This is a genomic window from Pseudoalteromonas sp. MTN2-4 (assembly GCF_042848605.1).
In the GTDB taxonomy this organism is placed as follows: Bacteria; Pseudomonadota; Gammaproteobacteria; order Enterobacterales; family Alteromonadaceae; genus Pseudoalteromonas.
In genome coordinates, this window is sequence record NZ_BTGK01000007.1 from 16,402 (window position 1) to 30,949 (window position 14,548).

The window sequence follows — 14,548 nt, forward strand, 5'->3', positions numbered from 1 at the left end:
TTGTTGCTCCTACGCAAACTGACGCTGTTCGCCGTCACCGTCAACGTTGCTCACACAACGACCACAGATCTCTTCATGGCCTTCGTGTGTACCAACATCTTCACAGTAGTGCCAGCAGCGGTCACATTTTTTCGCATCCGTTGAAGCGACTTTAATGAATAAGCCATCAATATCTGAAGACTCTGCGCCTTCAGGTTTCGCACTGACTACTTCAACATTTGCTTTTGACGTCAATAGTACGAAGCGTAGCTCGTCACCGATCTTATTCAGTGTCTCAGCTAAATCACCACCAGTGTATAGCGTCACCTCTGCTTGTAGCGTTGCACCAATAACTTCATCTTTCCGCGCAGCTTCTAATACTTTGTTAACTGCATCACGTACCTCAAGCACTTGCTGCCAGTAAGTATTATCAAGCTGACCTTCTGTCACATTTGCCAAGCCGTCGTACCACACATCAGTAAATACAAAGTCACCGCGCTCACCTGGTAATACATCCCAGATTTCTTGCGCTGTAAAGCTCATGATTGGCGCCATCCAACGCGTCATTGCTTCTGCAATGTGGTAAAGCGCAGATTGACAAGAGCGACGAGCATGACTGTCAGCTTTAGCTGTGTATTGACGGTCTTTGATTACGTCTAGGTAGAATGAACCTAGCTCACCGGTACAGAAGTTCATTAGCTTTTGCGTCACAACTAACATCTGATAGTTGTCGTAAGCACTGATGATTTCTTTTTGTAACTCAGCGGCACGTGCAACAATCCAGCGATCTAGCTCAACCATATCTTCAACGGCAACTAAATCAGTTGCTGGGTTGAAACCGCTTAAGTTTGCAAGTAGATAACGGCTGGTGTTACGAATACGACGGTAACGATCAGCTGAGCGCTTAAAGATTTCATCCGATACTGTCATTTCTGCCGTGTAATCTGTTGATGCAACCCATAGACGTAAAATGTCAGCACCTAACTTATTCATAACATTCTGTGGAGAAATAACGTTACCTAAAGACTTTGACATCTTGCGGCCGTTTTCATCGACAGTGAAACCATGGGTTAGTACTTGCTTATATGGAGCATGACCGTTAATTGCTACCGAAGTCATCATAGAAGACATAAACCAACCGCGATGTTGGTCAGAACCTTCTAGGTATAAATCTGCAGGACCAGTTAACTCTTCACGCGCATCAACTACACAAGCGTGTGTTACACCTGAATCGAACCATACGTCTAGCGTATCTTGTACTTTTACATACTGCTCGGCATCAGCACCGATTAAATCAGCCGCGTCTAAGTCATACCAAGCTTGAATGCCTTTTTCTTCAACCAGTTTTGCAACGTCTTCGATTAGGCTCTCAGTATTTGGGTGTAATGCACCAGTGTCTTTATCAACGAATAAAGAGATTGGCACACCCCATGTACGCTGACGCGAAATACACCAGTCTGGGCGACCTTCTACCATGTTTGCAATACGGCTCTCGCCCCACTCAGGTAACCACTGCGTTTTTTCGATCTCACTTAGTGAATCTTTACGTAAGTCTGCTTGATCCATACTTACAAACCATTGTGGTGTCGCACGGAAGATGATTGGCGTTTTGTGGCGCCAGCAATGTGGGTAGCTATGCTGAAGAGCATGGTGATGCATTAACGCGCCTTTTTCTGTTAGCACTTCAATCACGCTCGCGTTAGCTTTAAACACGTGCTGACCTGCAAATAATTCAGTATCAGGCAGATAAACACCGTTTGCGCCAACTGGGTTTGCGACTTCTAGACCGTATGCCTGGCCTGCTACGAAGTCTTCTTGACCGTGACCAGGTGCGGTGTGAACAATACCCGTACCTGAGTCAGTTGTAACGTGCTCACCTAAAATTACTGGTACGTCAAAGTCATAGAATGGGTGCGCAACACGCAGATTATCTAACGCAGCACCTTTCACATAACCTAATACATGGAAGTGATTGAAACCGAAACGGTCCATACAATCTTTAACAAGCTCAGAGCCAAGGATTAAACGCTGTACTTTATCTTCGTCTTCAACTTGAACAAGGGCGTATTCTAGGTTTTCGTGAACTGCAACCGCACGGTTTGCAGGTAGTGTCCAAGGCGTTGTAGTCCAGATAACTGTACCGACTGTGCCATTACCTTCATGACCTTCTGATAAGCCAAATGCTGCAACAACCGCTTGTTGGTCAACAAAGTCAAAACGCACATCAATCGCCGGTGATTGCTTGTCTTGGTATTCAACTTCAGCTTCAGCTAGTGCCGAGCCACAATCTGTACACCAGTGAACCGGCTTAGCACCTTTGTGTAAGTGACCATTTTTAATGATGCGACCTAAAACACGAATTGCGTTTGCTTCAAAGTCGAAGTTCATTGTTAGGTAAGGTTTGTCCCAGTCACCAAATACACCTAAACGCTTGAAGTCAGCCTTTTGCCCTTCGACTTGCTTTTTAGCGTAGGCACGGCATTTCTCTCTGAACTCAGCTGCAGATACTTTATGACCAGGTTTGCCTACTTTTTTCTCTACTTGTAGCTCAATAGGTAGACCATGACAGTCCCAACCAGGTACATAAGGTGCATCAAAATCAGAAAGCGTTTTAGACTTAATAATAATGTCTTTTAAAATCTTATTAACTGAGTGACCTAAGTGAATATCGCCATTTGCGTATGGAGGACCATCATGCAAAATAAATGGCTTCTTACCTTTTTTCGCGTTACGAATTTGGCCGTAAAGGTCAGCTTCGTACCAAGCTTTCAGCATTTTTGGTTCGCGTTGCGCAAGATTACCGCGCATTGGAAACTCAGTTTCCGGTAGGTTCAAAGTATGTTTGTAGTCGCTCATTTATCCTAGTTTCCGTATCGGCTACTTAATAGTAAAACATTGTTGTGCGTCAGCCACATCACTTGCTATTTGCTCAGTCAACTGGGCCAATGTCTCGAATTTTTTTTCATCTCGGAGCTTTTTAACCAGCTCCACTTTTAGAAAACGTCCGTAAACATTTTCATCAAAATCAAATATATGCACTTCTAATAGTGCTTTCGTGCCATTTAACGTTGGCTTTGTGCCAATGTTTGCCACCCCGTTTAATACGCGGTTGTCTAAATAAACTTTAACAGCAAACACCCCCTGTACAGGGATCACTTGACGTTTTAGTGCAATATTCGCGGTTCTAAACCCTAGCTCTCGGCCTTTTTTCCAGCCGTGGATCACACGACCTGAAATCGCATAAGTGTGGCCTAGCATCTGGTGCGCCGAATCTAAATCACCTTGCGCAAGTGCCGCTCTTATTAAAGTACTACTTACACGGCAATCATCACGGCGTAAGCTAGCAGTGCTTTTGACATGCATATTTAATTCAGCGCCAATTGCGCTCAGCATATCAAAATCGCCTTGGCGGTTTTTGCCAAACTTAAAGTCATCACCCACTGTGAGTGCTTTCACGCCTAACTTTTTTATTAACACTTGTCGAACAAACTGTTCGGCATCCATTGCAGCAAACTCTTTGCCAAACTTTACACAAATCACTTTGTCGATGCCGAGTTTATCTAGTAGAGCAAGTTTATCTCTTAGTCGTGTTAAGCGTGCTGGCGCTTTGTCTTTGGCAAAAAACTCTTGCGGTTGCGGCTCAAACAGCATCACGGTACTGGGTAATCCGTACTGTTCAGCATCCTGCATTAAGCCTTTTAAAACAGCAACATGACCTAGATGCACACCATCAAAATTACCTATTGTCAGCACACATCCTGCGTGTTCTGCTCTAATATTATGGATGCCTCTAATTAATTGCATGAAATAAAAGCCTTCACCACCAATTTATTCAAAGTGCCAGATTATACCCAAGTTGCTTGAAAATGCGAATAATCAGATCCCCTTAACCTAAGGCTAGTACTCTGCCTTAGGTTAAGTATTAAGCCGAGGCTTCTTTTATGGTCTTCAATCGTACCCCAAACGCAAAAAGGGCACCGAAGTAACTTACCATGGCCATAGCGAGTAAAGCGCAAAGTAATGTAATTTGTTCCATCAAACTCCAGCTTTGCCATGTGTATTGCTGAGCAATAAAATAAACCAGCACTGCCATCAATATTGCGCTCACAATACATTTCAACGCAAACCATAGGCTAAAAGCAGAGAACTGATACACACCTTGCTGGTTTAGCTTTTTATAAAGCAAAAACGCATTACAACTTGCTGAAAAAGAAGTTGCTAAGGCTAACCCTAAATAGCCAATGAATGGGGCAAGCATGATGTTAAACACCATGTTCAAAACAAGCGTGATAATACCGATCTTGACCGGCGTTTTAGTATCTTGTCGGGCATAAAAACCTGGTGCTAATACCTTAATTAACATAAAACTGACTAAACCAACCGAGTAGGCGGCAACACCCATACTCACAGCCTTGACGTGATCGACTTCACCCTCAGAGAAAGCACCATGATCAAATAAAACAGAGATAATAAGTGGGCTAATTACCATCAACCCCGCCATAGCCGGAAAACCTAAAAACAAAACAAAACGTACGCCCCAATCTAATGTGCTCTGAAAATCTTCTGTTCTTTCTGTGGCATGTAGTTTAGATAATGCGGGCAAAATAACAGTTGCAATACCAATACCAAATAAGCCTAATGGGAACTCAATCAGCCTGTCTGAGTAATACAGCCAAGCAATGGAGCCCGTCACTAATAGCGAAGCTATGATGGTATCTAACAGCAAATTAATTTGCGAAATCGAAACACCAAACATCGCGGGTAACATTAACTTACGGACTTTAGTCACTTCAGGTGAACGCCAAGCAAACACAGGCTTATTCACCATACCGATACGTAAAAGGAAAGGAATTTGAAATAACAACTGCGTTACGCCACCAACGAATACCCCAATAGCCAGCGCATAGGCACTCACATCAAAGGCATCATGTAATATAATCGCGCAGCTAATAATAGAAATGTTTAATAAAACAGGCGTAAAAGCCGCTGCGGCAAAGCGGTTATAAACATTTAGCACAGCTCCGCTCAGTGCCACCAAGCTAACAAAGAACAAATATGGAAAAGTAAGTTTTAATAAACCACTCGCCAATTCAAACTTCTCTGCATTTTCGCCTCCTTGCCACCAGTCAATAAACCAACCTGTACCAAATAACGCTGCAATGACAGGGGAGCCAATCACACCGAGAATGGTCACTATCAGTAAAATGGTTCCCAAAGTACCCGCGGTTTGGGCAACAAACAATCTGACTTTGTCGTCACCATGCTTTTCTTTTATCTCGGATAGCACTGGCACAAATGCTTGAGCAAATGCACCTTCTGCAAATAATCGTCTTAAAAAGTTTGGAATACGGTTCGCAAATAAAAACACATCTGCAGCAAGCCCCGCACCAAGTAAATTTGCAACAACAGCATCTCTGACTAGTCCCATGACGCGTGAAATCATCGTCATGGCACTGACTATCATGCCTGATTTGAATAACCCTTTTGCCACAAATTGACTCCTAAAAACATATAACTGGCTGATTATGCCACAGACTTATACTTTCCTTGAACGTCATCCTACGACTATTTGTAAATATCTTTCGTTTAATACTAGGTGTCGAGTTATAGATTTGATACAATCGCCCTCAACAATCACAAAATCATGAGGTGTTATGGTTTTGTTGATTCTGAGCCTGTTGCAACTAGCGCTGTGCAACTTAAAACCATGGTTTTAGTACATTCAGGCCAATATGACCCAAATGGAAAAGGCTGGGTGGTCATTTTTTATTGACTTTTGAGAATAAAACAGGCATATTCCTCGGCCTTTAAATTAAGCTTATTTTTAAGATTGTTAGGAGCAAACCTTGGCTAACATCAAGTCTGCAAAAAAACGCGCTATTACTAGCGAAAAGCGTCGTAAGCACAACGCAAGCCGTCGTTCTATGATGCGTACTCTATTCAAGAAAACTGTAGCTGCTATTGAAGCTGGCGACAAAGAAGCTGCAACTGTAGCTTTCGCTGCTGTAACTCCAGTTTTAGACCGTTACGCAACTAAAGGTCTTATCCACAAAAACAAAGCTGCTCGTCATAAGAGCCGTTTAGCTGCTAAAATTAAAGCACTATAATTTGTTTTTGAATGAAAAAACCGACTGTTAAGTCGGTTTTTTTTTGCCTTTAAGAAAGGAAGAAATGCTTTTCTTAATAAAGCTCCAGTTCTGGATAAAACTTTTTCAGCATCGCTGCAATTTTCTTCGGCGAAAACGGTTTTACCACAAACCCTTTTGCCCCTCTTTCAATCGCATCTTTAACGTTATCAACCGTTGAATGGGCAGATACCATCACAACATTAATATTTTCGTTAATTTTATTAATCTCAGCGATCAACTCTTTGCCGTCACCGTCAGGTAATTCGATATCCAAAAACACAATATCGAAATGTTGTTCTTCGCACGCGGTAATACATTGTGTCGCAGTAGAGGCTTCTCTCACATGGTCTATGCCCAAGTGCATCAATGTTTGATGTAAGAAACTACGAACTGTACCCACGTCGTCCACTATAAGTATTGAGATCTGTTGATCCATAATCATCCTTTCCATATGCTGCCGAATAAATTTAGGCTATGATTAAATCATAGAATCATTATAGAGACATGCAAATAAAAGGCTACAAAACGAATGTCTAATCAATCAAAAAAGCAATCTTTACTGGGACAAGTTAATCCACAACAAAAAAAGCGACAAAGTAGTCAAAAGAAAAAACGTCTTTCTCCACAACAACAAACAGCCGCAATGGCACAAGCACAATTAGCCCAAACTCAACTCAATAATCCCCCAAAGCAAAAAGGCATCAAACGTTGGACCACACTTGGCATTATTGCCTTATTAATTATTGTTTTTCCTAAACCGCAATTGATTACCTATGAAAAACTAGGGGTCGTTGCTACCAGTGTCTATTGGTCTGCACTACCGGGTCTTGATCCGGTCATCTTTGATTCATCGCTTCACCCAAGGCCAGCACTAGATAGAAATACTCTCTATTTATGTATAAATAAGCTCGACCCTGATACCTGTCAGAAGTATCAAATAATCAAAAAAGAAGGTTTCTTTAGTGCCTTAAAGGCGCTCATTTCGAATTAAAAAAACTAATCTGAAAATTGTAAAAATACTCGTTTGAAGCATGGTCAAACTAACACCATAATGGCGTTCCTTTAACCAACCACAGGAACCCAAACAGACCATGCCAAACGAGCTCGACTTGTTGCTAAACATAGTGCTTCTACTTTTAGGTGCTGGAGCCTTTTTTATCAACCACTTAACTACTTTACGCGTTGCCGCATTGGCCGCTTGTAGCTTATTATTTTTATCGTTTAGTTTTGATCTGATGAGTACCAGTGTGGTGTCTAATTTAAGTCTAATTATGATTAATACATTTTATCTATTTAAAGTGTATACATTCGGACAACTTAAATTAAGTCATACCGACTAACATATTATTAACCTAGCCTTTAAACTGTCTTGCTAGCCAATTCCCTAAGGCTAGGCTAAAATCATCGCCATATCTTCAATGCTACAGCTGAGGTAACGTATGGCGATGACAGATGAAGAATTGTTTATGGCTTCAATGGGTGATGTCACTCCACTTGCCAAGAACAATCAAATAGAGCTTAAAAAGAAAAAAAACACCCCGACTCTAAGTCAACTTGAAAAGCGCAAAGCCGCAGAACAAGAATTAGAGTTCGATGCAAATTACCTCTCCACCGAATATGTAGACTTACTTGATCCACACGATTTATTAAGCTTTAAGAAAAGTGGTGTGCAACATGGTGTGTTTAAAAATCTACGCTTAGGCAAATATCAAATCGACGCCACATTAGACTTACATGGCAAAACATTTCGTGAAGCCAGAAAAACACTCTTTGATTTTATTACCGATTGTCAGCAAAGAAGCATTCGTGTCTTGCTGATAAGACATGGTATTGGTTTAAACAGCAAACCTCACCCTGCCATTTTAAAAAGCTATACTAATAAGTGGTTACAAGAAATGCCGATCGTTTTAGCGTTTCACAGTGCGTTAAAATGTCACGGTGGCTCTGGCTCCACCTATGTGCTGCTAACTAAAAGTGATGAGAAAAAGCTAGAAAATCGAGAACAACACGCTAAGCGTTGATCTCTTCATGAGCGACACAGTTACCATACTCTGGTAGCTCTGTCGCTTTCGCTTGAGTAAACCATGCAGAAATTGCCAAAAGAATAACTGAGATAAAAACGAAAGAAAATTTTACTCCACCTTGGCTGTCACGCATTGTATTACCCTGTTTATTATTATTTTTTTATCTAAACTACTGAAAGTATAAAAATCACACAAGGTGTTTTTTTATACAGTAAGTGAAAGGAATGAGAGAATAAATCTGCTCAACACTTTCCAATACTTATTTCCTACCTTTTAATACCCTTCTTGTTTGCATACTAGATTACTTAATTGTGTATTTGCTTGCTGTGCTTTGACATTATCCGCAATTTGTTCACAAACCGTTTTGAGCTGAGTCAAAGCCGCACAATGTGGTGTAATGATTATTTTGGGGTGCGACCAAAATGCATGTGATTTAGGTAATGGCTCTTCAATAAATACATCTAATACTGCTGCTGCAAGTTCGTCTTGATCAAGCGCTGTTAATAAATCTGATTCATTTAAATGTTTGCCTCTAGCAACATTAATTAGCAAACAATGATCTGGTAACTGCTTAAACATATCTAAGTTCAAAATCTCTTCTGTCTGCCGCGTTAGAGGTAATAAACACACCAATACATCAAGCTCTTTAAGAAAATCAGGTAGCTGAGCATCACCATGAAAGTGAGTAATATGCGCTAATTGCTTTTCAGAGCGAGACCAACCATTGACTTTAAAGTTATTGTAAACCAGCTTGTTTGCAACACTTACCCCTAGCTCCCCCATACCTAAAATGCCTACATGCTGAGTCGCTTGCGCTCGTTTGGGCTTCCATTGTCCTTGTTGCTGTTTTATTAGGTACTCTTTAATACGAAGCTTGTGCGCCAACGTATGCGCTAAGACATACTCAGCCATGTCTTCTGCCAGTTGTGTATCTACAATCCGAGTTACTTGAACATGTTCAGGAATAAGACTTAAGTCAATTGCATCAACTCCCGCACCATAACTCTGTACCACTTGCAAATTAGGGAGTTGTGCCCAAAGCGTTTCAGGTGCTTTCCAAGCCAATACAAATTCGATTTCTGCTAAATTTTCGCAGTGTGGCCACTCATATATTTTAACATTGGGTAATTGTGCGCTGAGTTCAGCAAGGAGTTTGTCGTTGTTACGACCTATGACACAGACTAAAACTGACATTTTTATACCTAATAAAGCAACTTATTGATCATCATATAAACCAAGCAACTTAGACTCAAGCGAGGGTTTCATTAAAACCATAAAACAATGTCGGCTGTCATAAAAGCACCGTAAATTTGCAACAGCCTTGTCACACAGTGTTTTTAATCTACAAAAAACACTTAGAGTTGAGATTTACTATGATCAGTGTCGATAAGGTTATCGAAGCAAATTTACCCCAACTAGAAAAGTCCCCAAAAGTAAAAGGACTGGTAAAAAAAGGCTTGGGCTATTTACTTCATGAACAAGAATTTGTGGCATTTGCTGATACCTACCCGCACTTACAAGGATTAGAGTTTGTTGAGCAAGTACTAGACGAACTGGAGTTTGATGCCCGTTATACCACCAAGCAACTTGAGCATATACCCAGCGAAGGCTCAGTTGTAATAGTCGCAAACCACCCTATCGGCTCTTTAGATGCACTCGCTCTAGTAAAACTTATCAGCAAGGTGCGAGGCGATTTAAAAGTAGTTGCGAATCGGATGCTGATGTCGCTTACCCCCATGCACTCTTTATTACTCCCTGTTGATAATTTATCTGGCACAAGTCGTAAGCAAGAGCTCAGTAATATTCATAAGCACCTCAAACAAGGTGGCGCTTTATTAATCTTTCCTGCTGGCGAAGTTTCTCGATTAAGCCCCACAGGCGTCAAAGATTGTAAGTGGAATACTGGCTTTTTAAGAATGGCAAAACGAGCAAACTGCCCTATTTTGCCAATTCACATTAAAGCCAAAAATAGCCCTTTATTTTACGGCACTTCCATGATCTACAAGCCTCTAGCTAGCTTGCTATTGGTAAAAGAAATGTTTAAGCAGCGTCAAAAGTTTTTAGAGTTCGAAATCGGTGCATGCATTCCGCCTGAGTCTTATCTTCATAACAATGTAAAAGACAAAGAGATGGTGTCGCTCATTCGTAAACAGCTATATCGCATTGGTACTAAAAAGTCGCTGCCCCTCACCACACAAACACCTGTTGCGCCTCCGGAATGTAAAAAAGCCTTGAAGAGTGCCCTTGAAGCCTGTGAACGTATTGGCGAAACGCAAGATGGTATGCAAATCTACCTTTATCATTACACGGGTAGCTCGGTCATTTTTAGAGAGTTAGGCCGATTACGTGAGCATGCTTTTAGAGCTGTCGGTGAAGGCACTGGCAAACGTCGTGACATAGACAAGTATGACATGCATTACACCCACCTTATTTTATGGGACCCAAATCATCTCGAGCTAGTTGGCGCCTATCGGCTTGCCAGTGCTAAAAAGGTACTTGAACACCAAGGTCGTGAAGGTTTATACACCGACACCTTAGTCGATTACAGCGATAAAATGCAGCCATACTTTGAGCATGGGTTAGAGCTTGGCCGCAGCTTTGTGCAACCTAAATACTGGGGGCGAAAAAGCCTTGATTACCTTTGGTATGGCATAGGTGCATTTGTTAAACGTTACCCTGAGCACCGTTATTTATTTGGTGCAGTGAGCCTATCGAATGCCTTGCCTGAAGAAGCCAAAGCCATGTTGGTGTATCACTACCAGCACTATTTTGGTCATTTACCTGAACATGCTATTGCTAAACATAAATACCGCTTAGATAGCGCTCAGCAAGAAAATTATAAAAAGCTATTTTTGGGTAATAATATCAAAGAAGATTTCAGCGAGCTTAAGCATATCCTTGCCAATATGAACGCTCAAATACCAACATTATTTAAGCAATATACTGAGTTGTGCGAAGACGGCGGCGTGAACTTCCTATGTTTTAGTGTCGATCCCGATTTTAGTAACTGTATTGATGGGCTCGTGTTGGTTGATTTAGATAAAATAAAGCCTCAAAAGGCCAAACGCTATTTAGGTGAGTAGTATTCTGTAAAAATGAAATATGCGGGATCTTGGCCATTGAAACAGATAGAAACATGTTTTTAGTTTCTATCTGTAATTTTCGGTGTTAACGTCGGGTCTATTAAAATATAAAGGATCCAATTCGTTTCAAAGATGATCAAAAAAGTACTTCAATTAGCCGTTTTTGCCGTAATATTTATTGCAGTCACTGCATACCAAGAACTCGGTATGTTAGCTGATAATGGTGAGCAACCGGCGCCATACTTCTCATTACCCATACTCGAAAATGAGCATAAACAGCTCAGTTTAAGTGAACTCGCTGGGCAACAGACCGTTGTGTACTTCTTTGCGCCTTGGTGCAGTATTTGTAAATACAGCATGCCAAATTTAGATAAGCTTCATGAACGACAAAAACTCAATGCCGTTGCCATTGCCCTGGATTATGATTCAAAAGAAGCAGTTGAAGCCTTCACACAAGATTTAGACCTCAGTATGCCAGTACTTATAGGAAATCATCAAATTGCTGCCAATTTTAAAGTCAAAGCCTATCCAACATACTATGTGATTGATGAGAACCTTAAAATAACCGAACGTTCCGTTGGGTATTCGACAGAATTGGGCTTAAGAGCCCGCTTATAAGTTGCTTTACCTTAATAAATAAGAAAACTTTTGTAATAAAGTGTAGAAGTACCGCTACACTTTATTACCTAAACCCGCAACACACTTACAACTTATCTCCTTAAACTAATCGCCAATTCATACAAACTCAGCTTGCAACAAGGATCCCAAATGAACAAGCTCGGCGCATTTTCAACTTCCCTATTTAAGTTTTCACCGCTATTTTTAGCCATTTCACTTTCTGTTCATGCTGATGAGCAAAAGCCACAGAACAAAGAAATGGAGCACATTGAAGTACTTTATAAACGCAGTAGTATCACCAGTGAAATAACCGAAGACACTGAAAAGTTGATTGAAATGCCTGGTGCACTTGGCGATCCACTAAGAGCCGTTTATGCTCTACCAGGCGTTGTCGCTGCAGGCGGTTCAATGAGCGAACCTGCAGTTAGAGGCTCATCACCCAGTGATAATATTTTCGAAGTGGACTTTATGCCTGCAGGCTACATATTCCATGACTTTGGCAGCTCTATTTTCAATCGTCATATTATTCAGGATTTCCAGCTATACTCAGCCGGTTATGGCGCAGGTTACAGTAATGCCACAGGCGCAGTGTTCGATGTGACATTACGTAACCCTAAGTATCAGCCTATTACCACCACCTTAGATTTTTCAATGTTTAACGCCGGTGTATTTGTTGAAGGTCAAGCTACAGAGAATACCGCATTTTATTTTTCAGCTCGAAAAAGTACTTTGCCGCTATTTTTCTCAGAAGGAGAAGAACTTGAAGATGATGACGGCGAATTAACGGGGGTAACAATCAATGATGCGCCCGATGACCATGATTATCAAGGTAAATGGCTTTGGGATATCAATGCCAATAATACTCTAACTTTTAATTTCACTGGTGCAGAAGACTCAGCTGCGGCTGGCTTTAATGAGCGTGCAGAACTTGCGCAAAAGACACCTGAATTTCAGGGGGATGCACGATTTATCCGAGAGTTCACCAGTCAAAATGTTTTATGGGATCACTACAATAAAAACTATCATTTCAGAGTCGGATTAGGAGTGTTAGATCATTCTGGTCGACTTGAATATGGTAAACGAGCCACGTTAACGGAAGGATATTTCGAAGAAGAATCAGAAAAGCAAACAACAATCAAGGCCCAATTAAACTACAAGTTAAATACACATCATCGTATCGTGACTGACTTTGCTTACTTCGATAATGAAACCACATATAAGTATGACTCTTTTCAGTATTTATGTACTGAGTTAGACCCTGATTGTGACCTGAAAAAAGGCGAACGAATAACCGGTAAACAAACTGCTGGCGCAGATAGCGGGTTTGTTGGTATTACCCATGTTTGGCAAATCAACGACAAGCTACAAACTGAAACCGGCGTGCAATTTCAGCATAACAAACTCACTGATGAAAACTTTGTACAGCCTCGCCTTGCTTTAAACTATTACTTATCTGACTCAAGCACTATAACTGCTAAGTTTGGTCAGTATAACCGTCAACAAGACATCGACTACATTTTACCTGAGGTCGGCAATCCAAAACTAAAATCGCAATCAGCAAACCATACAACGCTTGGATTTGCGCAAGAACTTGAAAATGAGTGGTCTTGGTCAGTAGAAGCCTATTATAAAACCATGGAAGATTTACCTTTGGCGATTGAAGACTCAGCCCCCGATGCACATAACTTATACGCCAATGATGTTGAGGGTCGAGCTTATGGTGTAGACTTTCTGATCAATAAAAACAAAACCGATAACTGGTATGGATGGTTGGCATTTAGTTATGCGAAAAGTGAGCGTACGGATTTAAGAAGTAATGTCACGCGTGACTACTATGCCGATACCCCATTTGTGTTCAATGCAGTGTTTAACTACGAAATTAATGAAATCTGGCAAGGCGGCTTTAACTTTACAGCACGAAGTGGTCAAGCATATACGCCTATTGTTGGCGTGAGAGAAAACCCAGACTTCGATAATCGCTTTTTACCTGTCTATGGCGAGCCTTTCTCAGAGCGTCACGATCTTTATCACAGACTCGACATACGATTTGAACGTAAAACACGCGTGTTTGGCCTAGACGGTAAGCTTATTCTGGAATTAATGAACGCATACGGTCAAGACAATGTCAGCAGCATCGACCTTGATTACAAAAAAGTGAAGTCAGTAAATGACTTATATATAGAAGAAGAAACCGATGACTTTGAGATGCGCCCGTCTATTGGGTTTAGCGTGACTTTCTAATATCACTTTTAAATTAGTTTTCGACCCACCTAGGGCTTGCCATATCTTGGTAAGCCCTGCATGAACCGCGCAAATAAAACGACACTAGAGAACCTTTATCATGCCAAAAGCCTGTGCATACCACATACTAGTAAGAACCGAGAAAGAGTGTTCAGCCATAAAAGCTAAATTAGCAAAAGGTGGAGATTTTAATAAGCTTGCCAAGCAGCACTCTACCTGCCCTTCTAAAAAGCGTGGCGGTGATCTGGGTGAGTTTAACAAAGGCGATATGGTTAAGGCATTTGACGATGTGGTGTTTAAAAAGCCATTGTTTGAGGTGCATGGTCCTGTAAAAACTAAGTTTGGCTATCACCTCATCAAAACCGTTTATAGAACCTAACACTCAATGAGCCCTCTGTGAATGAAGCAAAGCTGGATGCTTCGTTATCATCATTTTTATTGATGATTTCGATTCAATTAATCAACTTTTACTTCT

The 14,548-nt window shown here is 41.1% G+C and carries 14 protein-coding genes; 8 read left to right on the forward strand and 6 right to left on the reverse strand.

Annotated features, from left to right (window positions below; translation table 11 throughout):
* Positions 1-9: 9 nt before the first annotated feature.
* The 3 genes from ileS to murJ form a co-directional block, all read right to left on the reverse strand.
* A complete protein-coding gene (gene ileS, locus ACGHEH_RS15545; protein ID WP_390447023.1) occupies positions 10-2,835 on the reverse strand; it encodes an isoleucine--tRNA ligase in 2,826 nt (941 codons plus the stop codon).
* A 21-nt stretch (positions 2,836-2,856) separates the two neighbouring features.
* Entirely contained in the window at positions 2,857-3,783 is a 927-nt protein-coding gene (gene ribF, locus ACGHEH_RS15550) for a bifunctional riboflavin kinase/FAD synthetase (protein WP_390447026.1), read from the reverse strand.
* Between the two features lie 118 nt (positions 3,784-3,901).
* Positions 3,902-5,470 (reverse strand): murein biosynthesis integral membrane protein MurJ, encoded by a 1,569-nt coding sequence (gene murJ, locus ACGHEH_RS15555; RefSeq protein WP_390447028.1) that lies wholly within the window; start codon positions 5,468-5,470, stop codon positions 3,902-3,904.
* A 355-nt stretch (positions 5,471-5,825) separates the two neighbouring features.
* Between murJ and rpsT the strand changes: the two genes are divergently transcribed.
* Entirely contained in the window at positions 5,826-6,086 is a 261-nt protein-coding gene (rpsT, locus tag ACGHEH_RS15560; protein WP_058029114.1) for a 30S ribosomal protein S20, read from the forward strand.
* A 73-nt stretch (positions 6,087-6,159) separates the two neighbouring features.
* Here rpsT and ACGHEH_RS15565 read toward each other — a convergent pair whose 3' ends face one another.
* Positions 6,160-6,543 carry a response regulator gene (locus ACGHEH_RS15565; RefSeq protein WP_058029113.1) on the reverse strand — a complete coding sequence of 128 codons (384 nt, stop codon included), beginning with the start codon at positions 6,541-6,543 and terminating at the stop codon, positions 6,160-6,162.
* A 93-nt stretch (positions 6,544-6,636) separates the two neighbouring features.
* On the opposite strand from ACGHEH_RS15565, the gene ACGHEH_RS15570 reads away from it, so the two are divergent.
* The 3 genes from ACGHEH_RS15570 to smrA all read left to right on the forward strand — a co-directional run bounded on the left by ACGHEH_RS15570 (position 6,637) and on the right by smrA (position 8,128).
* The gene (locus tag ACGHEH_RS15570) at positions 6,637-7,098 is read left to right on the forward strand and encodes a hypothetical protein (RefSeq protein ID WP_390447031.1); all 462 of its coding nucleotides are present in this window, start codon (positions 6,637-6,639) and stop codon (positions 7,096-7,098) included.
* 100 nt (positions 7,099-7,198) lie between these two features.
* Positions 7,199-7,447, forward strand: a complete 249-nt coding sequence (locus ACGHEH_RS15575; RefSeq protein ID WP_058029111.1) for a hypothetical protein — start codon at positions 7,199-7,201, stop codon at positions 7,445-7,447.
* A 99-nt stretch (positions 7,448-7,546) separates the two neighbouring features.
* Entirely contained in the window at positions 7,547-8,128 is a 582-nt protein-coding gene (gene smrA / locus ACGHEH_RS15580; RefSeq protein WP_390447034.1) for a DNA endonuclease SmrA, read from the forward strand.
* Here smrA and ACGHEH_RS15585 read toward each other — a convergent pair.
* Positions 8,118-8,264 carry a hypothetical protein gene (locus ACGHEH_RS15585; protein WP_171041687.1) on the reverse strand — a complete coding sequence of 49 codons (147 nt, stop codon included), beginning with the start codon at positions 8,262-8,264 and terminating at the stop codon, positions 8,118-8,120. The two genes, smrA and ACGHEH_RS15585, sit on opposite strands and share 11 nt — an antisense overlap.
* Before the next feature lie 140 nt (positions 8,265-8,404).
* On the reverse strand, positions 8,405-9,325 hold the full coding sequence (locus ACGHEH_RS15590; RefSeq protein ID WP_390447037.1) for a 2-hydroxyacid dehydrogenase: 921 nt from the start codon (positions 9,323-9,325) through the stop codon (positions 8,405-8,407).
* A gap of 179 nt (positions 9,326-9,504) precedes the next feature.
* Between ACGHEH_RS15590 and ACGHEH_RS15595 the strand changes: the two genes are divergently transcribed.
* The 4 genes from ACGHEH_RS15595 to ACGHEH_RS15610 all read left to right on the forward strand — a co-directional run bounded on the left by ACGHEH_RS15595 (position 9,505) and on the right by ACGHEH_RS15610 (position 14,452).
* Positions 9,505-11,214, forward strand: a complete 1,710-nt coding sequence (locus tag ACGHEH_RS15595; RefSeq protein ID WP_390447040.1) for a lysophospholipid acyltransferase family protein — start codon at positions 9,505-9,507, stop codon at positions 11,212-11,214.
* Between the two features lie 132 nt (positions 11,215-11,346).
* The gene (locus ACGHEH_RS15600) at positions 11,347-11,832 is read left to right on the forward strand and encodes a TlpA family protein disulfide reductase (protein ID WP_390447043.1); all 486 of its coding nucleotides are present in this window, start codon (positions 11,347-11,349) and stop codon (positions 11,830-11,832) included.
* 150 nt (positions 11,833-11,982) lie between these two features.
* Positions 11,983-14,073 (forward strand): TonB-dependent receptor plug domain-containing protein, encoded by a 2,091-nt coding sequence (locus ACGHEH_RS15605; protein WP_390447046.1) that lies wholly within the window; start codon positions 11,983-11,985, stop codon positions 14,071-14,073.
* 100 nt (positions 14,074-14,173) lie between these two features.
* Positions 14,174-14,452 carry a peptidylprolyl isomerase gene (locus ACGHEH_RS15610; protein WP_390447049.1) on the forward strand — a complete coding sequence of 93 codons (279 nt, stop codon included), beginning with the start codon at positions 14,174-14,176 and terminating at the stop codon, positions 14,450-14,452.
* The last annotated feature ends 96 nt before the right edge of the window (positions 14,453-14,548 follow it).